Source organism: Streptomyces sp., from assembly GCF_036566765.1.
Classification (GTDB): domain Bacteria; phylum Actinomycetota; class Actinomycetes; order Streptomycetales; family Streptomycetaceae; genus Streptomyces.
The window spans coordinates 1-22874 of the sequence record NZ_DATCVQ010000049.1 but is presented as its reverse complement, the minus strand read 5'-3'; the positions used below and the strand labels follow the sequence as shown (position 1 = coordinate 22874).

At 73.8% G+C, this 22874-nt stretch carries 15 protein-coding genes; 5 read left to right on the top strand and 10 right to left on the bottom strand.

Going from position 1 to position 22874, the window contains the following annotated elements; all coding sequences use genetic code 11:
* Positions 1-90 precede the first annotated feature (90 nt).
* Complete coding sequence (locus VIU94_RS02490) at positions 91-348, top strand: mycoredoxin (RefSeq protein WP_331907012.1); 258 nt, start codon at positions 91-93, stop codon at positions 346-348.
* An 18-nt stretch (positions 349-366) separates the two neighbouring features.
* On the opposite strand, the gene VIU94_RS02485 is transcribed toward VIU94_RS02490, so the two are convergent.
* On the bottom strand, positions 367-1575 hold the full coding sequence (locus tag VIU94_RS02485) for an MFS transporter (RefSeq protein WP_331907010.1): 1209 nt from the start codon (positions 1573-1575) through the stop codon (positions 367-369).
* Positions 1576-1629: 54 nt separating this feature from the next.
* Between VIU94_RS02485 and VIU94_RS02480 the strand changes: the two genes are divergently transcribed.
* Positions 1630-2373: an AraC family transcriptional regulator gene (locus tag VIU94_RS02480; RefSeq protein WP_331907008.1), complete on the top strand. Its 744-nt coding sequence runs from the start codon at positions 1630-1632 to the stop codon at positions 2371-2373.
* Between the two features lie 49 nt (positions 2374-2422).
* Here VIU94_RS02480 and nudC read toward each other — a convergent pair whose 3' ends face one another.
* The 6 genes from nudC to VIU94_RS02450 form a co-directional block, all read right to left on the bottom strand.
* Positions 2423-3373 carry an NAD(+) diphosphatase gene (gene nudC / locus VIU94_RS02475; protein WP_331907006.1) on the bottom strand — a complete coding sequence of 317 codons (951 nt, stop codon included), beginning with the start codon at positions 3371-3373 and terminating at the stop codon, positions 2423-2425.
* A gap of 54 nt (positions 3374-3427) precedes the next feature.
* Positions 3428-4834, bottom strand: coding sequence for a dipeptidase (locus VIU94_RS02470; protein WP_331907004.1), 1407 nt, complete (start codon positions 4832-4834; stop codon positions 3428-3430).
* A gap of 10 nt (positions 4835-4844) precedes the next feature.
* Complete coding sequence (locus tag VIU94_RS02465) at positions 4845-8300, bottom strand: ATP-dependent helicase (RefSeq protein ID WP_331907002.1); 3456 nt, start codon at positions 8298-8300, stop codon at positions 4845-4847.
* Between the two features lie 141 nt (positions 8301-8441).
* On the bottom strand, positions 8442-9275 hold the full coding sequence (locus VIU94_RS02460; protein WP_331907000.1) for a hypothetical protein: 834 nt from the start codon (positions 9273-9275) through the stop codon (positions 8442-8444).
* A gap of 79 nt (positions 9276-9354) precedes the next feature.
* Entirely contained in the window at positions 9355-13023 is a 3669-nt protein-coding gene (locus VIU94_RS02455; protein ID WP_331906998.1) for an ATP-dependent helicase, read from the bottom strand.
* A gap of 128 nt (positions 13024-13151) precedes the next feature.
* Positions 13152-13574 (bottom strand): MGMT family protein, encoded by a 423-nt coding sequence (locus tag VIU94_RS02450; protein WP_331906996.1) that lies wholly within the window; start codon positions 13572-13574, stop codon positions 13152-13154.
* A gap of 198 nt (positions 13575-13772) precedes the next feature.
* On the opposite strand from VIU94_RS02450, the gene VIU94_RS02445 reads away from it, so the two are divergent.
* The 3 genes from VIU94_RS02445 to VIU94_RS02435 all read left to right on the top strand — a co-directional run bounded on the left by VIU94_RS02445 (position 13773) and on the right by VIU94_RS02435 (position 19698).
* Positions 13773-16448 (top strand): lysylphosphatidylglycerol synthase domain-containing protein, encoded by a 2676-nt coding sequence (locus VIU94_RS02445; protein WP_414720872.1) that lies wholly within the window; start codon positions 13773-13775, stop codon positions 16446-16448.
* 82 nt (positions 16449-16530) lie between these two features.
* Complete coding sequence (locus VIU94_RS02440) at positions 16531-18102, top strand: alpha/beta hydrolase (protein WP_331906992.1); 1572 nt, start codon at positions 16531-16533, stop codon at positions 18100-18102.
* A 33-nt stretch (positions 18103-18135) separates the two neighbouring features.
* A complete protein-coding gene (locus VIU94_RS02435) occupies positions 18136-19698 on the top strand; it encodes an alpha/beta hydrolase (RefSeq protein WP_331906990.1) in 1563 nt (520 codons plus the stop codon).
* A gap of 62 nt (positions 19699-19760) precedes the next feature.
* Here the strand turns inward: VIU94_RS02435 and moeZ are convergent, their stop codons facing one another.
* The 3 genes from moeZ to VIU94_RS02420 all read right to left on the bottom strand — a co-directional run bounded on the left by moeZ (position 19761) and on the right by VIU94_RS02420 (position 22720).
* A complete protein-coding gene (gene moeZ / locus VIU94_RS02430; RefSeq protein WP_331906988.1) occupies positions 19761-20939 on the bottom strand; it encodes an adenylyltransferase/sulfurtransferase MoeZ in 1179 nt (392 codons plus the stop codon).
* 63 nt (positions 20940-21002) lie between these two features.
* Positions 21003-21770 (bottom strand): spherulation-specific family 4 protein, encoded by a 768-nt coding sequence (locus VIU94_RS02425; protein WP_331906986.1) that lies wholly within the window; start codon positions 21768-21770, stop codon positions 21003-21005.
* Entirely contained in the window at positions 21758-22720 is a 963-nt protein-coding gene (locus VIU94_RS02420) for an NAD-dependent epimerase/dehydratase family protein (protein ID WP_331906984.1), read from the bottom strand. Before VIU94_RS02420 ends, VIU94_RS02425 begins: the two co-directional genes overlap by 13 nt.
* Between the last annotated feature and the right edge of the window lie 154 nt (positions 22721-22874).

Below are 22874 nucleotides of genomic sequence, written 5' to 3'. Positions count from 1 at the left end.
GGAGAACGGTCCGTCAAGCGGGAATGGTCGCGCCCGGTCGCGCGTTCCTTACCTTCGGCACCCGACCGCGAACCTGAGGAGCGCCTGGCCATGCAGGGCACTGTGACGATGTACAGCACCGAGTGGTGCGGCTACTGCCGCCGGCTGAAGGGCCAGCTGGACCGCGAGGGCATCGCGTACACCGAGATCAACATCGAGCAGGACCCGGAGTCGGCCGCGTTCGTCGAGAAGGCCAACGGGGGCAACCAGACCGTCCCGACCGTGCGCGTGCTGCCCTCCGTGGGCGGCGACGAGGTCGTCATGACGAACCCGAGCCTCGCCCAGGTGAAGCAGGCGCTCGGCGTCTGATTTCGGCCACTCGGCCGCTCACTTCGACGACCCCCGACCGGCGACCCGCCGGGCCGGGGGTCGTGGCGTTCCCGGCCCGGGGCGCGGCCCAGCGCCCGGCTCCGGCAGGCCGCGGAGGGCCAGCCAGCTCAGCGCGGGCATCAGGATCAGCGGCAGCAGCGCTGTGCGCAGCGAGGCTGCGTCCGCGAGCCGCCCGAGGAACGGGCCCGCGAGGCCGCCCACGGAGACGGTCAGGCCGAGGGTGATCCCACCCGCCGTGCCGACGCGGTTCGGCAGGTAGTCCTGGCCGAGCGTGACCTGGAGCGAGAACGGGACGTACAGGGCAATCGAGGTCAGCGCCACGCAACCGTAGAAGAGCGGGCCGGGCACCAGGACCACGCCCGCGACGGCGACGACGCCGAGCAGGTACGCCCGGCGCGCGACCGTCACCCGGTCCCAGCGGTCGGCCAGCCTCCCGCCGAGGACCGACCCGACCGCGCCGCCCAGGTAGAGCACGAACAGCGCCGCAGTTCCCGCGGCCGCGCCGCCGCCGACGCGCTCCGGCGCATACAGCCCGACGAAGGTGCTCAGGCCGACGAAGACGACGGACCGGCAGATCACGGCGAGGGACAGCCGGGTGAAGGACCGCACATCGTCGGCTCCGACCGCCGGCGGGACGCCCGTACCGCGAGCCGCCGCCTCCCCCGCCACCGCGCGCAGCACAGGCAGGCACAGCACCGCCCCGACCAGGGCCGGCAGCACCAGCAGCGGCGTGAGCCGAAGCCCGCCGGCGGCGACGACCCCCGTGACCAGGAGCGGCGCGGTCGCGAAGCCCAGATTGCCGCCGAGCGAGAACCAGCCCATCGCACTGTGGCTCCCCGCCGAGGCGAGCCGCGCGACCCGCGCCGACTCCGGGTGGTAGGCCGCGACGCCGAGGCCCGAGACCGCGACGAACGTCAGCGTCGCCGCGTACGAGCCGGTCAGGCCGCTGAGCCCGATGCCGAGGCCGCCGACGACGGTCGCGGCGGGCAGCAGCCAGGGCGTCGGCCATCGGTCGGTGAGCGCGCCGAACAGCGGCTGCACGACGGAGGAGAGCAGCGAGGCGGCGAGCACGACGCCCGAGGCTGCGGCGTACGTATAGGCCCGCTCGGCGACGAAGTACGGCACGAGCGCGGCGACCGCGCCCTGGTACACGTCCACGCAGGCGTGCCCGAGCGACAGCAGCAGGATCGGCTTGTTCCTTGGCATGCCGTCATCGTGGCCAGCGGCCCGCCTGTCGCGCTTTCGTTAAACTGCCGATCAATGCAGGAAATCCGCCACACCCCGACAGCGCCCACCCGCGCCCAGCTCCTCGCCCCGGGCGCCGGCATCGACGCCCACCGCCACGACGACCACCAGATCGTCTACGCGGGCCGTGGCGTCGTGGCCGTGACGACCCACGCGGGCACCTGGATCGCGCCCGCCACCCGTGCCCTCTGGATCCCGGCCGGGACGGTGCACGCCCACGAGGCCCACGGCGATCTCGAACTGCACCTGGTCGGCCTGCCCGCCGCCGACAACCCGCTCGGACTGGCCGAGCCGACGGTGCTGGCCGTCGGCCCGCTGCTGCGCGAGCTGATCCTCGCGTACACCCGCGCTCCGCACGACGACAGCCCGGAACGCGCCCGGCTGCGCGCCGTCCTGCTCGACCAGCTGCGCGCCTCGGCGCAGCAGCCGCTGCATCTGCCCGCGCCGACCGTCCCGCTGCTCACGGAGTTGTGCGCGATCCTGCGCGCCGACCCGGCCGACCCGAGCACGCTCGCCGAACTGGGCCGCCGGGTCGGCGCGAGCGACCGGACCCTCTCCCGCCTGATCAAGGCGGATCTCGGCATGACCTTCCCTCAGTGGCGCACGCAGCTCCGCCTGCACCACGCCCTGGTGCTGCTGGCCGAGGGCGCGCCGGTGACCGCCGTGGCGCACCGGTGCGGCTGGTCGTCGGCCAGCACCTTCATCGACGTGTTCCGGCGCGCCTTCGGGCACACGCCGGGGACGACGGCGAGGCAGTGACTCTCGGGCCGCGGTCCAGCCGACGCTCAGGCCGCGGTCCAGCCGACGCTCAGGCCGCGGTCTCGCCCGGCTTCGGGAGCGGCTTGCCGTACCAGAGCTCGATCAGCCGGGACGCGATCGAGATGCCGTACGGGGGCAGCACCTCGCCGGACGCGAAGGCGGCGGTCAGGTCCTCGCGGGAGAACCAGCGCGCCTCGTGGATCTCCTCGCCGTCCACGTTGATCTCCGACGAGGTGGCCCGCGCCATGAAGCCGAGCATCAGGCTGGACGGGAACGGCCAGGGCTGGCTGGCGACGTACTCGACCTCGCCGACCGTGACGCCCGCCTCCTCGAAGACCTCGCGGACCACCGACTGCTCGATCGACTCGCCCGGCTCGACGAAGCCGGCGAGCGTCGAGAAGCGGCCCTCCGGCCAGTGCACCTGGCGGCCGAGCAGCGCACGGTCCTGCTCGTCCGTGACCAGCATGATCACGGCGGGGTCGGTGCGCGGGTAGTGCTCCGCGCCGCAGGCCTGGCAGCGGCGGACATGGCCCGCGGCGGCGATGACGGTGCGCTCTCCGCAGCGGGAGCAGAAGCGGTGCAGCCGCTGCCAGTTCTCCAGGGCGACGGCGTGCACCATCAGGCCGGCGTCGCGCGGCGAGAGCAGCAGCCCGGCCTCGCGCAGCCCGGCGGGGCGGGCGGACTGGTCCATGCGGCCCGGCAGGGAGTCCTTCTGGAGCGCGAAGTAGCTGACGCCGTCCTCGTCGGTGCCCAGGAAGTAGCGGTGGGTCTCGGTGACCGGAGCCTCGAAGGCGGGGGTCATGACGAGCTCGGTGCGGCCGTCCGGAGTGTCGTCGATCAGCGCCTGACCACCCGACACGACGAAGACCCGCGTCGTCGGGTGGCTCCAGGCCGCCGCCAGCCACGCCTCGTCGAGGCGGTGGTGGGCGGCGCGGTCGATCCCGCTCGGGGCGGTCAGACCGATGGGACGGTCTCCGGCCGCGTTACTCAGGATGCTCACAGGTGCTTCCAACTCCCCCGGATCGGATGGGTGGGTACTGCGGGACTACAGATCTCAGCGGAGGGCGGTGGCGAGGTCGTCCCACAAGTGGGCGGTCGCCTCGACGCCCTTGAGGAGCAGGTCCAACTCGACCTTCTCGTTCGGCGCGTGCCAGCCGTCGGACGGGACGGAGATGCCGAGGAACAGTACGGGCGCGGCCAGGACGTCCTGGAGGTCCGCGGCCGGGCCCGAGCCGCCCTCACGGGTGAAACGGATCTTGGCGCCGTCGAAGGCCGTGCTCATGGCCCGGGCGACGGACTGCAGCGCCGGGTGGTCCAGCGGGGTCAGGCAGGGCCGGGTCGGGGCGCCGAAGACGATCTCGTACCGGATGCCGGCGGGCACGAGCCCGGCCAGCCAGTCCCGGACCGCCTGCTCGATCCGCGCCGGGTCCTGACCCGCGACCAGCCGGAAGGAGAGCTTCAGCTGGGCGGAGGCGGGGACGATCGTCTTGCCGCCGGGGCCCTGGTAACCGCCGCCGATGCCGTTGACCTCGGCCGTCGGCCGGGCCCAGACCCGCTCCAGGGTGGAGAAGCCGGCCTCGCCGAGGGTGCCGCGGGACTTGGCGGTGCGCAGCCAGGCGGGCTCGTCGAAGGGCAGTTCGGCGATGAGCTCGCGCTCGGCGGCGGAGAGCTCGGCGACCCCCTCGTAGAACCCGGGGATCGCGACCCGCTCGTCCGCGTCGTGCAGCGCTGCAACGATCCGGCCGGCGACGGTGGCCGGGTTGGGCACCGCGCCGCCGAAGGAACCGGAGTGGATGTCCTGGTCCGGGCCGTACAGTTCGATCTCGCAGTCGGCGACGCCGCGCATGCCGGTGCAGACGGTCGGGGTGTCCTCGGACCACATGCCGGTGTCGGAGACGATCACCGCGTCGGCGGCGAGCCGGTCGGCGTGGGCCTCGACGAGCTCACGGAAGTGCGGGGAGCCGGACTCCTCCTCGCCCTCGATCAGCAGCTTGAGCGTGACGGCGGGGGTGGTGCGGCCGGTGGCGGCGAGGTGGGCGCGGACGCCGAGGGTGTGGAAGAAGACCTGGCCCTTGTCGTCCGAGGCGCCGCGGGCGTACATCCGGCCGTCGACGACCTGCGGCTCGAACGGGTCGGTGTGCCAGCCGTCCTCGAGGGCGGCGGGCTGGACGTCGTGGTGGCCGTAGACCAGGACGGTCGGCGCGTCCGACTCGTCGGACGGCCACTCGGCGAAGACGGCCGGAGCGCCGTCGGTCTCCCAGATCTCGACCGTCGGAAAGCCCGTCTTGGACAGCGCGGCCGACAGCCACTCGGCGCTGCGCCGCACGTCGGGGGCGTGGTCCGGCTGCGCCGACACGGACGGGATGCGCAGCCAGTCGACGAGGTCGTCGAGGAAGGCGGCGCGGTGCTGCTCGATGTACGTGCGTACGGTCTGGACGGCGCTGTCCGGGGTCTCGCTCATGCTTCTGAGCCTATCCGGCGTCCGAATCGGGTCTCCCGGGGGTGGCCCCGCCGCTCGGCTCGCCCCTGAGCAGCTCCTCCAGCTCGGCGCGGCCGGGCAGGGGCGCGGGCCGGGAGACCTCTCCGGTGCGTACGTACACGAACGCGGCCGCCACCTCCTCCGGGTCGAGGCCGTGCTGCTCGGCCCAGGCGAGGCGGTAGATCGCGAGCTGGAGCGGGTCGGCGGCGCGCAGGTGGCTGGTCTTCCAGTCGACGATCTCGTACGCGCCGGTCGCCTCGTCCCGGTACACGGCGTCGATCCTGCCCCGCACCACCCGGCCGGCGAGGGTGAGCTGGACGGGGGCCTCGACGCGGTACGGGGTGCGGTGGGCGTACGGGGTGAGGACGAAGGCGTCCTTGAGCGCGGCGAGGTCGCGCTCGTCGACGATCTCCGGTTCGTCGGCGAACTCCTCGCCACCGGGCAGCTCGTCCGGGCCGAGCAGGGGGAGCGGCAGCTCCTCGAACTGCGCCTCCACCCATGCGTGGAACCGGGTGCCGCGGCGGGCGGCGGGCTGGGGCGGCCTGGGCATGGGGCGGGCGAGGTCCTGCGCGAAGCCGTCGGGGTCGGCGGCGAGGCTCATGACCTGGGAGGTCGTCAGGTAGGTGGGGAGCGTGACGTCGCGCGTGCCGGAGCGGGCGCGGCGGAGTTCGCCGGTGAGGGTGGTGAGGTCTCGGTCCCAGGAGGCGATGGTTCTCGCGTCCTCCAGGGTGAGGCCGGGCGCCTCCTGGTCCGGCGCCCTCGGGGCGGGGATGTCCTCCGGAGGAGGGGCGTCGTCCTCCCAGTACGGGTCGTACGGCTCCTCGTCCGGCCAGGGCTCGTCGTCGGGCAGCGGCTCGGGGGGCGGGGAGGCGGGCCCTTGCGCGGGCAACGCGTTCGTGGGGTTGTGCCCACCCGTCCCTCCCCCAGACTCCGTCCGGGGGGACCCCCACTGCGGAACGTCTGCCCACAACCGGGCGAGTACGGTGTCCGCCGCCTCTCGCCTCCGCGCGAAGGACTGCGGGTCCAGCGGTAGCGGCCACGCCTGGTCGGCCAGGTTCTCCTGGAGGGTCGGGTTCTCTTCGTCCTTTTCCGGTTCGTCCGCCCAGGACTCGATCTCGCCGTGGCCCGCCGTGCAGTGGTCGTACAGGGCGTGCAGGAACGGGGAGGGGCCACGGGGGCGTTTCTGGGAGGGGCCCCACCAGTGGGCCGAGCCGAGCAGGAGCGAGCGCGGGCGGGTGAAGGTCACGTACCCGAGGCGCAGTTCCTCCGTGTGCTGGTGGGCGCGCATCTCCTCCTTGAAGCCCTTCAGCGCGGCGGCCGTCCACTCCTCGATCGTCGGCAGCGTGGCCGCGTCGCCGCGCAGCGCGTGCGGGAGCACCTGTGGCTGCGCGGTCCAGGACTCGCGTGACTTGCTGCTCGGGAACTGCGAGGCGACGAGGCCGGGCACGGCGACGACGTCCCACTCCAGGCCCTTGGACTTGTGCGCGGTCAGCACCTTGACGGTGTTCTCGCCGCCCGGCAGCGCGTTGTCCAGGCCCTTCTCGTACTGCGCGGCGGTGCGCAGGAAGCCCAGGAAGGCCAGCAGCGACGCCTCGCCGTCGAGGGAGGCGAAACCGGCCGCGATGTCGAGGAAGTTGGACAGGGTCTCGCGGCGGCGCGCGGCCAGGGCGTGCGGGGAGGCGGAGAGCTCGACCTCCAGGCCGGTGGCGGCGAGCACCCGGTGCAGGACGTCCATCAGCGGGTCGGCGAGCGCCGTGCGCAGCCCGCGCAGTTCGGCCGCGAGGCGGGCGAACCGTACCCGCGCCTCCGGCGAGAACGGCAGTCCGTCGTCCTCGCCGCCGCCGGAATCGAGGAAGGTGTCCAGGGCGTCGGCGAGCGAGATCACCTCGGCCGGGTCGACGCCCTCCACGGCCGCGGCGAGGCGCTCGTCCGGGTCGTCGGACCCATCGCCGGCCCGGTGGACGAGGAGCCGGGCGCGGCGGCCGAGCAGGGCGAGGTCGCGCGGGCCGATGCGCCAGCGCGGGCCGGTGAGGAGGCGGACGAGGGAGGCGTTGGCCCCCGGGTCCTGGAGGACCTCGCAGACCGCGACGAGGTCGGCGACCTCGGGCAGGTGCAGCAGCCCGGACAGGCCGACGACCTCGACGGGGACGTCCCGGGCGACCAGGGCCGCCTGGATCGCCGGGAAGTCGGTCGCGGTCCGGCACAGCACGGCGATCTCGCCGGGCTCGCGACCGGTCCGCACGAGGTGCGCGAGGGAGTCGGCGAGCCAGTCGATCTCCTCCGCGTGGGTCGGCAGCAGGGCGATCCGCACCGTCCCGTCCCGCTCCGCGCCCGGCGCGGGGCGCAGCGCCTCGACGCCTTCGTGCATGGCCCGCAGCGGCTCGGCGAGCCCGTTGGCGAGGTCGAGCAGCCGGCCGCCGCTGCGCCGGTTCTCGCTGAGCGCGTAGCGGGTGGCGGGGGCGCCGTCCGCGTACGGGAAGTGCTCGGGGAAGTCGTCCAGGTTGGCGACGGAGGCCCCGCGCCAGCCGTAGATCGCCTGGCAGGGGTCGCCGACCGCGGTCACGGCGTGGCCCGTACCGCCGCCGAACAGCCCCGAGAGGAGCAGCCGTTGGGCGACGGAGGTGTCCTGGTACTCGTCGAGCAGCACCACCCGGAACTCGTCCCGCAGCAGCGCGCCGACCTCGGGGCGGGTGGTCGCCAGCTCGGCGGACAGGGCGATCTGGTCGCCGAAGTCGAGCAGATCGCGGGAGCGCTTGGCCTCGCGGTAGCGCACGACGAGGTCGAGCAGCTCGCGGCGGGCGGCGGCGGCCTCGGGGACCTTGCGCAGGTCGGCGTTGCTGAGCTTGGCGGACTCCAGGGCGCGCAGCAGGTCGGCGTCGTGCGCGCGCAGGTCGGCGGGGCGCACCAGGTGCTCGGCGAGCTCGGCGTCGAGCGCGAGCAGGTCGCCGACGAGCGTCGGGAAGGACTTGGTGAGCGCGGGGTACGGGCCGGGCGCCTCGCGCAGCACGCGCGCGGCGAGCTGGTAGCGGGTGGCGTCGGCGAGCAGCCGGGCCGTGGGCTCCAGGCCGATGCGCAGGCCGTGGTCGGTGAGGAGCTGGCCGGCGAAGGCGTGGTACGTGGAGATGCGCGGCTCGCCCGGGGGGTTGTCCGGGTCGATGACGTCGGGGTCGGTGACCCCTGCGCGTACGAGGGCGGTGCGGACGCGCTCGGCGAGCTCGCCTGCGGCCTTGTTGGTGAAGGTGAGACCGAGGACCTGCTCGGGGGCGACCTGCCCGGTGCCCACCAGCCAGACCACCCGGGCGGCCATCACCGTCGTCTTCCCCGAGCCCGCGCCGGCCACGATGACCTGCGGGGCGGGCGGCGCGACGATGCACGCGGTCTGCTCCGGGGTGAACGGGATGCCGAGCAGCTCCTTGAGCTGCTCGGGGTCGGTGAGGCGTGCGGTCACTCCAGAGAGGCTAACGGGGCGGACTGACAGGCCCGGTCCGCGCTGGCCTGCCCGGCCCCCGCGCTCGGATGTGGATCAGGCGCGGGCGCCCAGGCCATCAGGCGCGCGTCCCCCGGACATCAGGCGGCGTCCACCGGGTCATCAGGCGCGCGTCCCCGGGTCCAGCCTGCTCAGGTCCACGGTCTCGTCGGCCGGCGGTGTGACCACCTTCACGGGCTTGTCGTACGCGGAGAGCACCACCGTGCCCGGTTCGTCCCCGCCGGTCTTCACGATCCGGAGGATGTACGGCTTGCCCTGCTGCGCGACGGACACGACGCTCCGTTCGCCTGCGGCCTTCTGCTTGACGAGCGTGGCCGTCGGCGTCTTGCCCACGCGGCCGTCCTTGCCCCTGGTCAGACCGGTCCGCGCACCCTCGTCCTTGCTCAGGTCGTCGAGCAGGGCCTTGAGGTCGCAGACCCCGGAGAGCTCCGCGCTGCCCTCCTGACCGGCGGGGAACTTCACCCAGCGGCCCTTGAGCAGCTCCAAAGTGGCGTCGATCTGCGGCTCCGGGAGGCCCTGGGAAGTCATCGAGGCGCGCCAGAACCGCTCGTCCCCCTTCATGTACGCGGCCTTGGCCTTCTGGCGCAGCTCCGCCGTGCCGCCCTGCACCTTCAGCTTGCCGGTGCACTCGGCCTTGTCGTTGACGGAGAAGTCGACGTCGACGGTCTGCCCCTCGGAGACGACCCGGCCGGTCATCCGGAGCGAGGTCGCGGACTGGGTGGCGGCCACGGACTTGTCGGCGATCTCGTCGGCGCTCAGTCCCTTGAACGGGTCGGGCGACGGCGCGGCGACGACGGGCCGCACGTCCTGCTGCCGCGGGAGGGCGCCCGCGTCCGCCCGCGGCTGGTCGAACTGGGAACACCCGGTCACGCCTCCGGCGACCACGGCCGCGCACGCGGCGACCGTCGCGATCCGGAGCTTCCGATGGGACGCCATGCGGCCCTCCTCGCAGACTCCCCCCGCGATCCCCGACCACCAGCGTGACCCGAACGGCGCACACCCGCGACCGGGCGGGTCACTCGACGACGTGCCGGCCCTCGGGGCGGGCGCTGCAAGAGGCGCGGAAGGAACAGTTCGTGCAGTGCTGGCCGGTGGAGGGGGTGAAGCGTTCGTCGAGGACGCGGCCGGCGGCGGTGGCGAGGAGGTCGCCGACCCACTCGCCCGCGAGGGGTTCCTGGGCCTGGATCTTCGGCAGGGCGTCGCCGCCCTCCTTCTGAGCGGCGGGCTGACGCAGCTGGACGAGTTCGGCCCCGCCGGGGTCGGGGCGGCGGCCGCCGAAGACCTCGTCCACCGCGCCTTCGCGGACCGCGAGCTGGTAGACGGCGAGCTGGGGGTGGTGGGCGACCTCGTCCTTGGTCGGGGCGGACTTGCCGGTCTTGAAGTCGACGACGTAGGCGCGGCCCTGCTCGTCCTGCTCGACGCGGTCCATGGAGCCGCGGATCCGGACCTCGTACGCGCCGGCTTCGAGGGTGACGTCGAAGTCGTGCTCGGTGGCGGCGGGGGTGCGGCCGCCGCGGTCCATGACGTGCCAGCGCAGGAAGCGCTCCAGGGCGGTGCGGGCGTTGGCCTTCTCCTGCTCGGACTTCCAGGGGGCGTCGAAGGCGAGCCCGTCCCAGACCGAGTCGAGCCGGGCCATGAGGACGTCGAGGTCGGCGGGGGTGCGGCCGGAGGCGACCTCGTCGGCGAGGACGTGGACGACGTTGCCGAAGCCCTGGGCGGCGGTGGCGGGGGCGTCGGCCTTGACCTCGCGGCCCAGGAACCACTGGAGGGCGCAGGTGTGGGCGAGCTGGTCGAGCGCGGAGCCGGAGAGCGCGACGGGGCGGTCCCGGTCGCGGAGCGGGACCGCGCTGTGGGTGGGCTCGAACAGGCCCCACCAGCGATCGGGGTGCGCGGCGGGGACGAGCGGCTGGCCCTCGTCGTCGGTCAGCGCGGCGAGCTGAGCGAGGCGTTGCGCGGCGGCGGCGCGGAGCGCGTCGGAGGCGTCCGGGTCGACGGTGGTGGCGCGGAGCTCGGCGACGAGCGCGGCGACGGCGAGGGGGCGGCGGGGGCGGCCGGAGACGTCCTTGGGCTCGACGCCGAGTTCGGCGAGGAAGCGGGAGGGCTGGTCGCCGTCGTCGGCCGGGGCCTTGACCGCGGTGACGACGAGGCGGTGGCGGGCGCGGGTGGTGGCGACGTAGAAGAGGCGTCGCTCCTCGGCGAGGAGCGCGCCGGGGGTGAGGGGCTCGGCGATGCCGTCCCGGCCGATGCGGTCGGCTTCCAGGAGGGAGCCGCGGCGGCGCAGATCGGGCCAGAGGCCCTCCTGCACCCCGGCCACGACGACCAGGCCCCATTCGAGGCCCTTCGCCCGGTGGGCCGTCATCAGACGGACTGCGTCGGGGCGGGCCTGGCGGCGGGTCAGGGTGTCGGCGGCGATGTCCTGGGCGTCGAGCTCCTCCAGGAAGTTCAGCGCGCCCCGGCCGCCGACCCGGTCCTCCGCGCGGGCGGCGGTCTCGAACAGCGCGCACACGGCGTCGAGGTCGCGGTCGGCGTTCCGCCCGCCCGCGCCGCCGCGCAGCGCGGCGCGCTCGAGCCGGCCGGGCCACGGGGTACCGCTCCAGAGCAGCCAGAGCGCCTCCTCGGCGGTCCCGCCGGCGGCGAGCAGCTCCCGCGTACGACGCAACAGGTCGCCGAGCCGCTGCGCCCCGCGCGCGTACGCCGGGTCGTGCGCGACGAGCCGCTCGGGCTCGGCGAGCGCCCGCGCCAGCAGCACGTCGGACGGCGCGGGCACCTTGTTCCCCCCGGCCCGCTCCTCGTCCCGCAACGCCCGCCCGAGCCGCCGCAGATCGGCCGGATCCATGGCGGCGAGCGGCGAAGCGAGCAGATCGAGCGCCGTCTCGACGTCGAGCCAGGTGCCGGTGGCGGGAAGGGGCGAGCCCGAGGCGACGCCGTCGGAGCCGACGGCTTCGCCGGAGACGGGTACCTCGGCGCCCGGCGCGAGCTGTGCCTCGGCGACCGCCCCGAGCTGCACCTCGTCGCCCGCCGCGAGCTGTGCCCCGGCACCCGCCGCGAGCTGCACCTCGTCGCCCGCCCCGAGCTGCACCTCGGCGACCGGCCCGACCTCCGCCTCGACGGCGGTACCACCGGGAGCGCCCGGTCCCGGCCCGGGGCCCGCCGATGCGTCCGCCGCAGGTCCGCCGACGGTCTCGTCGGAGGCCAGCGGCTCAGCCTCGGCCGTCGGCGCGACCGCCGCTGCCGGCCCCGTCGCCTCGTCGCCGTCCCCGGCGGCCAGCGGCTTCCCCGCCGCCCCCGCCGCCCCCGCCGTCGCCCGCAGCGCCAGCAGCAGCGGGGCCACCGCCGGTTCGTGGCGGAGCGGGGTGTCGGCGGTGTCGGTCTCCAGGGGGACGCCGGCGGAGGTGAGGGCGCGGCGGAGGGCGGGGATGGGGGTGGCGGCGCGGACCAGGACCGCCATGTCGGACCAGGGGACGCCGTCCTCCAGGTGGGCGCGGCGGAGCAGGTCGGCGATGTTGTCGACCTCGGTGGAGGGCGTGGGGTAGGTGTACGCCTCCACCCGGCCGCCCTCACGGACCGCCGCCGGCTCGCGGTGCGCGCGCGCCTTGTCGGCGGGCAGCCGGGGCAGCGGCATCCGCCGGGTGAGCAGCCGGGTCGCCGCAAGGAGCCCCGCGCCCGAGCGCCGCGAGGTGGTGAGGACGCGTACGTCCGCGCCCCCGAAGGTCTCCGGGAAGTCGAGGATGCCGTTCACGTCCGCGCCCCGGAACGCGTAGATCGACTGGTCCGGGTCGCCGAACGCCACCAGCGTCCTCCCGCCCGCGAGCGCCCGGAGCAGCCGTACCTGCGCCGGGTCCGTGTCCTGATACTCGTCGACGAACACCGCGTCGTACTCCGGCAGCGTCACGCCCCGCGCCGCGCCACGCGTCCCCGGGCCCCCCGCCCCGCCCTCCGCCAGCAGCACGGCCCGGTGCACCAGCTCCGCGTAGTCCAGGACCCCCTGCATGTCGAGCACGTCGAGGTACTCCGCGAGGAAGCCGGCCGCAGCCTTCCAGTCCGGCCGCCCCACCCGCGCCGCGAACTCCCCGAGCGCCTTCGGCCCGAGGCCCAGCTCGCGGGAGCGGGCCAGTACCGCGCGCACCTCGTCGGCGAAGCCGCGCGTGGTCAGGCAGGCCCGCAGCTCGTCGGGCCAGCGGATGCGGGCCAGGCCCTCCTTCTCCAGGTCGAGCTGGCCGGCCAGCAGCTCGCGCACGGCGACGTCCTGCTCGGGGCCGGACAGCAGCCGCAGCGGCTCGGCGAAGAGGTCGGCGTCCTGGTGGGCCCGGACCAGGGCGTAGCAGTACGAGTGGAAGGTCGTCGCCTGCGGGGCACGTGCCCCGTGCAGCCGCGCCGCCATCCGGTCGCGCAGCTCGACCGCCGCCTTGCGGCTGAAGGTGAGGACGAGGATCCGCTCCGGGTCCGCCCCGGCCTCCACACGCGCCGCGACCGCCTCGACGAGCGTCGTCGTCTTCCCGGTGCCCGGTCCGGCGAGGACGAGAAGCGGCCCTCCCCTGTGCTCAACCACACCCCGTTGCGCTGCGTCCAGCTGAGGGGGACGCACGGGGGCGATCGCCGTCCGCACCAGTCGGTACGCGCCATGAGTCCTCGGCCGTACCGGTCCCTGGTACGGCGTACGCCGGGTGGTGGAGGAGGAACTCACGTGGATCGCCGGTCCTGGTGGGTGTACGCGTGCTGGTGCGGATGCTGAGGGACGGGTGCGGAGGGGACATGCTGCGGGAACGATGCGGAGCAGACGACCTTACGGGAATCCCGCACCGTCCGGAGCGGTCATCCGCGAGCGCCCGCCCCGCCACTCGTGCCGTCGTCCCCGCCGTCCGCCCCGCCGCCTATGCCGTCGCCCGCCGTGCCGGCCTTCCCGTCCCACCGCGCCCGCCGCATGTCGATCTTCGGCAGGTGGCCCTCCGCGCTGCGGGCGGCCTGCTTCAGCGGGGTGCCCTCGTCCCGGTAGTGGCCGAGCGCGCGCTGCTCGTGGCCGGGCAGCAGCGTGCCGTCCGAGCGCACCACACGCCACCACGGCACCGCGCCGCCGTACAGTGCCATTACGCGGCCCACCTGGCGCGGGCCGCCCTCGCCGAGCCATTCGGCGACGTCTCCGTAGGTCATCACCCGGCCGGGCGGAATCAGCTCGGCGACCTCCAGCACCCGCTCCGCATACTCGGGAAGGTATTCGGGAAGCTCCTCGACGCTCATCCGGGACATCCTGCCTCACCGCACCGACAACCCCCTGATGCCTCCGCGATGCGGCTTCCCGTGCCACCATCGTCCGGGCGGTGACTGGTGATACGAGATCAAGAGCGAAACGATCAAGGCCTGGACGAGCGCGAGAAGACGCGCCGGCCGGCCCTGCAAGCACGGCGACGACAGCAAGAAGAGATCACGGACATGGTGATGGGGCACGACGCGGAGCCTCCCGAGGAGGGCCGCCCCGACGTACCCGCCGAGAGCGAGGAGCCGAGTGAGCGCGTCTCAGGCGACGAGCCCCTGCTCGCCGCCCGCGTCCACCGCCCCTCCGACCTGCTCCGGCTCCTCGTCGGCGTGCTCGCCATCGCCCTCGTCCTGGCCATCGCCGCCTTCGCCCACGGCACCACCTCTGGCCTGGAGCAGGACATCAACAAGGGGACGACCGGCGCCCCGGACGTCTTCGTCAAGATCGCCGGCCTGGTCTCGTCGATCGCCGTCCTGCTCGTCCCGGTCGCCTTCGCCATCGAGCGGCTGATCAAACGCGACGGGCTGCGGATCGCCGACGGCGTGCTCGCCGCCGTCCTCGCGCACGGTGTGACCCTCGCCACCGACCTGTGGGTGGCACGGGCCGCGCCCGGCACCATCCAGGACGCGCTGACCCAGCCCGCGGCGGACGGCGGGCTGACCGATCCGGTGCACGGCTACCTCGCGCCGGTCATCGCGTACATGACCGCCGTCGGGATGGCCCGCAGACCCCGCTGGCGGTTCGCCCTCTGGTTCGTCCTGCTGCTCGACGCGTTCACCATGCTCGTGGCCGGGTACACCACCGCGTTCTCGATCATCCTCACCGTGCTGATCGGCTGGACCGTCGCGTACGGCACGCTCTACACGGTCGGCTCCCCCAACGTCCGCCCCACCGGCCAGACCCTGCTGGCGGGCCTGCGCCGGGTCGGCTTCCGGCCGGTCACCGCGCTGCGCGCCGAGGGCCTGCCGGACACCGCCGAGCAGGGCGACCGGGGCCGCCGCTACATCGTGACGCTGGAGGACGGGCCACCGCTCGACGTCACCGTCGTCGACCGCGAGCAGCAGGCGCACGGCTTCTTCTACCGGGTGTGGCGACGCCTCACGCTGCGCGCCATCACCACCCGCCGCTCGATCGTCTCGCTGCGCCAGGCCCTCGAGCAGGAGGCGCTGCTCGCGTACGCGGCCATCGCCGCCGGGGCCAACGCGCCCAGGCTGATCGCCACCTCCGAGCTCGGCCCGGACGCCGTGATGCTCGTGTACGAGCACCTGGGCGGCCGGACCCTGGACTCCCTCGAGGACCACGAGGTCACCGACGAGCTGGTGCGCAGCGCCTGGCGCCAGGTGAAGGCGCTCCAGTCGCGCCGGATCGCGCACCGCAGGCTCGCCGGGGACGCGATTCTGGTGGATCGTTCCGGCAAGGTGATCCTGACCGATCTGCGCGGCGGCGAGATCGCCGCCGGCGATCTGGTGCTGCGGATGGACATCGCGCAGCTGCTGACCACCCTCGGCCTGCGGGTCGGCGCGGAGCGCGCCGTCGCCGCCGCCGTGCAGGTGCTCGGCCCGGACGCGATCGCGGACTGCATGCCGCTGCTCCAGCCGATCGCGCTGAGCCGCTCGACCCGCGCGGAGCTGCGCCGGCTGGCGCGGGAGCGGTCGAAGCGCGAGCGGGAAGCGGTTCTGGAGGCCTCCCAGGCGGAGAAGCAGGCCCGCGCCGAGACCCATGCGGCGGCCGGCACGGCCGCGGGCGGCGGCACCAAGGCGGACCGGAAGGCCGAACGGGCGGAGAAGCAGGCCGACAAGCGGGCCGAGAAGCGCGCCCTGGACACGGCTCTGGACGAGGCCCGCGAGGAGGACCTGCTGGCGCAGATCCGCCGGCAGGTGCTGCTGATCCGGCCGCTGGCGCCGGTGGAGCCGGTGCGCCTGGAGCGGATCAAGCCACGGACGCTGGTCAGCCTGATCGCGGGCGCGGTCGCCGCGTACTTCCTGCTCTCGCAGATCGCGCGCACCCCGCTCTCGACGATCGCCGAGGCGAACTGGGGCTGGGTGGCCGCGGCGGTGCTGTTCTCGGCGCTGAGCTACATCGCGGCCGCGATGAGCCTGCTGGGCTTCGTGCCCGAGCGGGTGCCGTTCTGGCGGACGGTCGTGGCGCAGGTCGCCGGCTCGTTCGTGAAGATCGTCGCCCCGGCGGCGGTCGGCGGCGTGGCGCTCAACACTCGATTCCTGCAGCGGTCCGGGGTCCGGCCGGGGCTCGCGGTGGCCAGCGTCGGCGCCTCGCAGCTGTTCGGGCTCGGCGCGCACATCCTGCTGCTGCTCGCCTTCGGCTATCTGACCGGCACGGAGAAGTCGCAGTCGTTCAGCCCGTCCCGGACGGTGATCGCCGGCCTGTTGACGGTGGCGGTGCTCGTCCTGGTGGTGACGGCGATCCCGTTCATGCGGAAGTTCGTCTCGACCCGGCTGCGCTCGCTGTTCGCGGGTGTCGTGCCGCGCATGCTGGACGTGCTCCAGCGGCCGATGAAACTGGTCACCGGCATCGGCGGGATGCTGCTCCTGACCGGCGTCTTCGTGCTCTGCCTGGACGCGTCGATCCGTGCCTTCGGGCAGGGCGAGGCCGAGACGCTGAGCTTCGCGACCGTCGCGGTGGTCTTCCTCGCGGGCAACGCGATCGGCTCGGCGGCCCCCACCCCGGGCGGCGTCGGCGCGGTCGAGGGCGCGCTGACCGTCGGCCTGGTGGCCGTGGGCAGCCTTCCGCTGGACGTGGCGACGCCGGCGGTGCTGCTGTACCGGCTCCTGACGCTGTGGCTGCCGGTGCTGCCGGGCTGGCTCTGCTTCAACTGGCTGACGAAGCGGGGCGCCCTGTAGGGGCCGTGCCGCAGGGGCCGTGCGGCCACCCGCATGGCCCACGGCGCGCGCGGGCCACGGCGGCCCGGCCGACGATGGGGGCATGCCGAACGCACCCCGTCGCGCCGCCCTGGTCGCTGCCACCGCCGCCGTGCTGCTCGTCGCCGGGTGCTCGGACGACGGCGACAAGCCGAAGGACGGGCCGACGGCCTCGGGCTCCGGGCTCGCCGGCCTGGCCGACCAGAAGCTGACGTGGACGGTCTGCCCGCCGCCGTCCACCGCCGAGGGCGGCGGGCCCGCGCCCTCGCCGCTGCCCGGCGGGGCCCGCTGGGAGTGCGCCTTCATGAACGCGCCGCTCGACTACGCCGACCCCGGCGGCGAGACCATCGAGCTCGCGCTGATCCGCGCCAAGGCCAGGAACACCGCGAACCGCATCGGCTCCCTCCTCTTCAACTTCGGCGGCCCCGGCGCCTCCGGCGTCACCGGCCTGCCGTCCTTCGCCAAGGAGTTCGAGTCCCTGCGCTCCCGCTACGACCTGGTCTCCTTCGACCCGCGCGGGGTCGGCCGCAGCGAAGCCGTGGAATGCCTGGACGACCGCGAACTCGACGCGTACTACGCCGCGGACGCGAGCCCCGACGACGACGCCGAGGAGAAGACGCTCACCGACAACCTGAAGAAGTACGCCGCCGGCTGCGAGAAGAACTCCGGCGCCGCCCTCCCGCACGTCGGCACCGAGAACGCGGCCCGCGACCTGGACCTGATGCGCCAGGTCCTCGGCGACGACAAGCTGTACTACTTCGGCATCTCGTACGGCACCGAACTCGGCGGCGTCTACGCCCACCTGTTCCCGAAGAACGTCGGCCGCGTCGTGCTCGACGCCGTCGTCGACCCCAACGCGGGCGTCGAGGACGGTGCCCTGGGCCAGGCGCGCGGCTTCCAGCTCGCGCTGGACAACTTCGCGAAGGACTGCGTGGCCCGCGGCGACGAGTGCAGGCTGCCCGGCTCCTCCGTCGCCGAGATCGAGTCGTTCATCACCGGCCTGCTCGCCGAGCTCGACAAGAAGCCGATCCAGGGCATCGGCGACCGGCAGCTCACCCAGACCCAGGCCACCAACGGCATCGCGCAGGCCCTGTACTCCACGGAGTACTGGCCCTACCTGGAGCAGGGCCTCGACGAGGCCGACGGCGGCCAGGGCGGCCTGCTCCTGGCGCTCTCCGACTCCATGAACGGCCGCAACGAGCAGGGCCAGTACAGCAACATCCAGGCCGCCAACGCGGCCGTCAACTGCGTCGACTTCAAGGAGCGCTACAGCGTCGCCCAGGCGAAGGCGAAGCTGCCCGAGTTCCGCGAGGCGTCGCCCGTCTTCGGCGACTTCATGGGCTGGGCGATGTCGTCCTGCTCGCAGTGGCCGGTCGGCGGCGCCTGGGACCACCCGGACGTCAGCGCCCCCGGCTCCGCGCCGATCGTCGTCGTGGGCACCACCGGCGACCCGGCCACCCCGTACGAGGGCGCGAAGGCGATGGTCGAGGCGCTCGGCGAGGGTGTCGGCGTGGAGATGACGTACGAGGGCGAGGGCCACGGCGCGTACACCGGCGGCAGCGCCTGCGTGAAGGCCGCGATCGACGCGTACCTCCTGAACGGCCGCGTTCCGGCCGCTGGTACCGTCTGCCGCTAGCCAATCCGCGCGGGGGGTCATTCACACATGCACATGCCCATCACGTCCATACGGATACGGTCGGCCGCGGCTCTCGGCATCGCCGGGCTGCTGCTCACCGGCTGCACGAGCGCCGGCGGAGCGGACGCCGGGCCGACCGCCTCGCGGACCGGCGAGGCCAAGAACCCTGCCGCCTCCGGCTCCCCCGCCGCGCCCCCGCTGCCCGCCGCGCTCACCGGCCAGAAGCTCGACTGGCGCGGCTGCAAGGCCCCGGAGGGCGGCGAGCGGCCCGGCTCGCAGTGGCGCTGCGCGGACGTGAAGGTGCCGCTCGACTACGCGAAGCCGGCCGGCGAGACGATGACCGTCGCGCTGATCCGCAAGGAGGCCCGGGACAAGGACCGCCGGATCGGCTCGTTGCTGTTCAACTTCGGCGGCCCCGGCGGGTCCGGCGTCGAGATCCTGCCGCGCGCCGCCGCCGAGTACGGCAAGCTGAACCAGCGCTACGACCTGGTGGGCTTCGACCCCCGGGGCGTAGGCAAAAGCAGCGCCGTGGTCTGCCGGGACGACAAGGAGCTGGCCGCCTCCGAGGCGGGCACCGACTTCACCCCGGACACGGCGGCCGAGGAGACCGCCCTCATCGCGGACAGCACCGCGTTCGGCGCGGGCTGCGCCCGCCGCTCCGGGAAGACGATCCCGCACACCACCACCAGCAACACGGCCCGCGACCTGGACCTGGTGCGCCACGTCCTCGGCGACGACAAGCTCAACTACTTCGGCATCTCGTACGGCACCCAGCTCGGCGCCGCCTACGCCCACCTGTTCCCGAAGAACGTCGGCGGCGCCGTCCTCGACGCCGTCGTCGACCCGACGGCGGACGCCGTCGGACACGCCCGCAACCAGACCATCGGCTTCCAGCGGGCCCTGGACAACTACCTCAAGAGCAAGGGCGAGAACCCGAAGACCGGCACCGCCCGGATCGCCGCCCTCCTCAAGCGGCTCGACCGCGCGCCGCTGCCGGTCGGCGGCCGGAAGCTCACCGACAACCTGGCGATCACCGGCATCGTGATGCCGTTGTACTCGGAGAGCAGCTGGCCGATGCTGACCTCCGCCCTGGCCAAGGCGGAGAACGGCGACGGCTCCGAACTCCTGCAGCTCGCCGACTTCTACAACGACCGCGACGAGAGCGGGCACTACACCCCGTCCAGCCACGCGCAGCGGGCGATCTCCTGCGCCGACTCCGCCGAGCGGCCGACCGTCGCCCAGGCGCGGGGCCTGCTGCCGGAGTTCCGGAAGCTGTCGCCGGTGTTCGGCGAGTTCCTGGCCTGGGACACGGCCGGCTGGTGCGCGAACTGGCCGGTGAAGGGCGAGCGGAAGACGCCGGAGGCGAGCGCCCCGGGCGCGGGCCCGATCCTGGTCATCGGCACGACCGGCGACCCGGCGACCCCGTACGAGGGGGCCGAGCGGATGGCGAAGAAGCTCGGCGCGGGCGTCGGCGTCCTGGTCAGCAACAAGGGCGAGGGGCACGGCGCGTACGGCACGTCGTCCTGCGTGACGAAGACGGTCGACGCGTATCTGCTTGACGGGAAGGTCCCGGCGTACGGCAAGACCTGCTCCTGAGCATGCCGGAAGGCCCCGGACCTGATCGACAGGTCCGGGGCCTTCCGCATGACGTCTGTGTCTTAGTAGATCGGCTTCTCGGGCTCGATCTGGTTGACCCAGCCGATGACGCCGCCGCCGACGTGCACCGCGTCCGCGAAGCCCGCGGACTTCAGCACCGCGAGGACTTCCGCACTGCGGACACCCGTCTTGCAGTGCAGGACGATCCGCCTGTCCTGCGGGAGGTCCTGGAGGGCGTTGCCCATGAGGAACTCGTTCTTGGGGATCAGCTTCGCGCCCGGGATCGAGACGATCTCGTACTCGTTCTGCTCACGGACGTCGATGATCTCGATCTTCTCGTCCGCGTCGATCCACTCCTTGAGCTGCTTCGGAGTGATCGTGGAGCCGAGCGCCGCCTCCTGGGCCTCCTCGGACACGACGCCGCAGAAGGCCTCGTAGTCGATGAGCTCGGTGACGGTCGGGTTCTCGCCGCAGACCGCGCAGTTCGGGTCCTTGCGGACCTTCACCTGGCGGTACTGCATCTCCAGGGCGTCGTAGATCATCAGTCGGCCGACCAGCGGGTCGCCCACGCCGGCCAGGACCTTGATCGCCTCGGTGACCTGGATGGAGCCGATCGACGCGCAGAGCACGCCGAGGACGCCGCCCTCGGCGCAGGAGGGGACCATGCCCGGCGGCGGGGGCTCCGGGTAGAGGCAGCGGTAGCAGGGGCCGTACTCGGACCAGAAGACGGAGGCCTGGCCGTCGAAGCGGTAGATCGAGCCCCAGACGTACGGCTTGTTCAGCAGCACGCAGGCGTCGTTGACGAGGTAGCGCGTGGCGAAGTTGTCCGTGCCGTCGACGATCAGGTCGTACTGGCTGAAGATGTCCATCACGTTCTCGGCCTCGAGCCGCTCTTCGTGCAGGATCACGTTCACGTACGGGTTGATGCCGAGCACCGAGTCCTTGGCGGACTCGGCCTTGGAGCGGCCGATGTCGGCCTGGCTGTGGATGATCTGGCGCTGCAGGTTCGACTCGTCGACCTCGTCGAACTCCACGATGCCGAGCGTGCCGACGCCGGCCGCGGCCAGGTACATGAGGGCGGGCGAACCGAGGCCGCCGGCGCCCACACACAGCACACGAGCGTTCTTCAGCCGCTTCTGCCCGTCCATCCCGACATCGGGGATGATCAGGTGGCGGGAGTACCTGCGGACCTCGTCTACGGTGAGCTCGGCGGCCGGCTCGACCAGGGGTGGCAGCGACACGGGGACTCCGTTGGTCGGTATGTCAGTACGGTTGTTCTCTCCGTAACACTGCCACGCGACTTCTCATTCCGAGACACCCGGTCCGATCCGCGAGACGATTTCGTCCCAGTAGCCGGGCAGCGCCTGGAATGGGTCAGTATGTCCACCACCGTTCGCAGCGCGGTCGCTGCGGTCGGTGAAGAAGATCGTTCCGGCCCCCTGCCACCGCGCGATCCGCATCGCCTCGTCGAGATGACTGCGCGGCACCCCGTGGACGAGATGGACGAACCGCTCCGGCGGGAAGTCCGCGGTCCACTCCGCCACCTGCGACCAGCGGTAGTCGGCCCACGGGCCGCAGAAGGTGACCAGCTGGTCGGCGGCCTCCGCGTAGCCCGGGTACGGATGGCTGCCGTGCCCCAGGACCAGATGCGCCTCGCCGTCGAGCATCGCCTCCAGCGTGGCCGTGGTGCGGCGCACCTCCGCCAGGTCGATCCGGTCCGTGGGACAGCGGTCCAGGTAGTAGCCGTCCACCTTGTACCAGTCGAGGTAGCGGTGGGCGTCGGAGACGATGTCGCCGAAGTCCCGGGAGCCGTGCCGCAGATCCAGGTGACCGAGCACCCTGACCCCGGCGTTCCGCAGCCGCCCGGCCGCCTCCAGGCAGTGCGGGTCGGGCCGGTCGCCCGGCCCGCCGGCCACGTTGAGCACCGCCCAGTGCAACGGCGTGCCCGGCCGGGTCAGCTCGGCCCACTCGACCGGGGCGAGCAGCGGGTGCGCGTAGCCGGGGACGCCGAAGCCGAGCCGGTCCTCCCCGGTGGCGGACCGCGTCGTGCCGGCGGTGGTCAGATGCGACATGCCGCCTCCATCCAGATGTCGGCGAGGGATTCCTCGAGGTTGATCCGGGGCCGCCAGCCGAGCCGGTCGCGGGCGGTGCGCACGTCTGCCTGCTGCCAGGGGCCGCAGCCGTCCGGGTAGGGGTACGGCGGACCCGCGACGTGGTGCTCCATGCCGGACTCGGTGCGCGGGGCGCCGATGACCGGCCGGTTGGGCGGGCCGTCGAGCTCGTGCAGCGCGCCCGCGTAGCCGGCCACCCTGGCCAGCACCGCGGCGGCGTCCCGGAGCCGCACGGCACGGCCGGTGCCGATGTTGACGACGCCCTGCGCGGCCGAGAGCGAGGCCGCGTGGACGGCCCGGGCCACGTCCCGTACGTCGACGAAGTCGCGCTGCACGCCGAGGCCGGCCAGCTTGAGCTCGCCGTCCCCGGACTGCATCGCCCGGCGCATCGCCTCGGCGAGCCGGCCCAGCGGGGAGCCGGCCGGGGTGCCGGGGCCGACCGGCGAGAAGACCCGCAGCACCACCGCGTCGAGCCCGGAGCCGAGGACCAGTTCGGTCGCGGCGAGCTTGGACACGCCGTACGGGCCGCCGGGCCGGGGCACCGCGTCCTCCGCGGTGGAGGAGCCGGGCTGGGAGGGCCCGTACTCCGAGGCGCAGCCGACCTGGACCAGGCGGGCCCCGCAGCCGCTGCGGCGCAGGGCCTCGCAGACGGTGGCGACGGCGACGGTGTTGTGCCGGGTCAGTTCGCGGGCCCCGCCCCGCGTGGCGCCGGCGCAGTTGACGACGACGCCGGGGTGGACGGCGTCCAGGAACCGGGTCAGCGCGCCGGGGCTGCCCCCGGCGAGGTCGAACCGCACGTCGGCGTCGTCGCCGCGGCCCAGCGCGGTGAGGTGCACCGCGGGGTCGGCGAGCAGCCGGTCGGCGACGAAGCGGCCGAGGAATCCGTTGGCTCCGAGCAGCAGCACCCTCATCGCGCGGCCCCTTCGTGCCGACCGGCCGGTGCTGGGGGTTGGGGCGTCATCTGTGGTTTCTCCTTGGGATGCGGCGTTTTGTGCGGGGCACGCCCGCGGCGTCGGCTCCGCGGGTGCGCCGGGCGGGGGTCAGGGGGTGGCGTCGGCGTGGGCC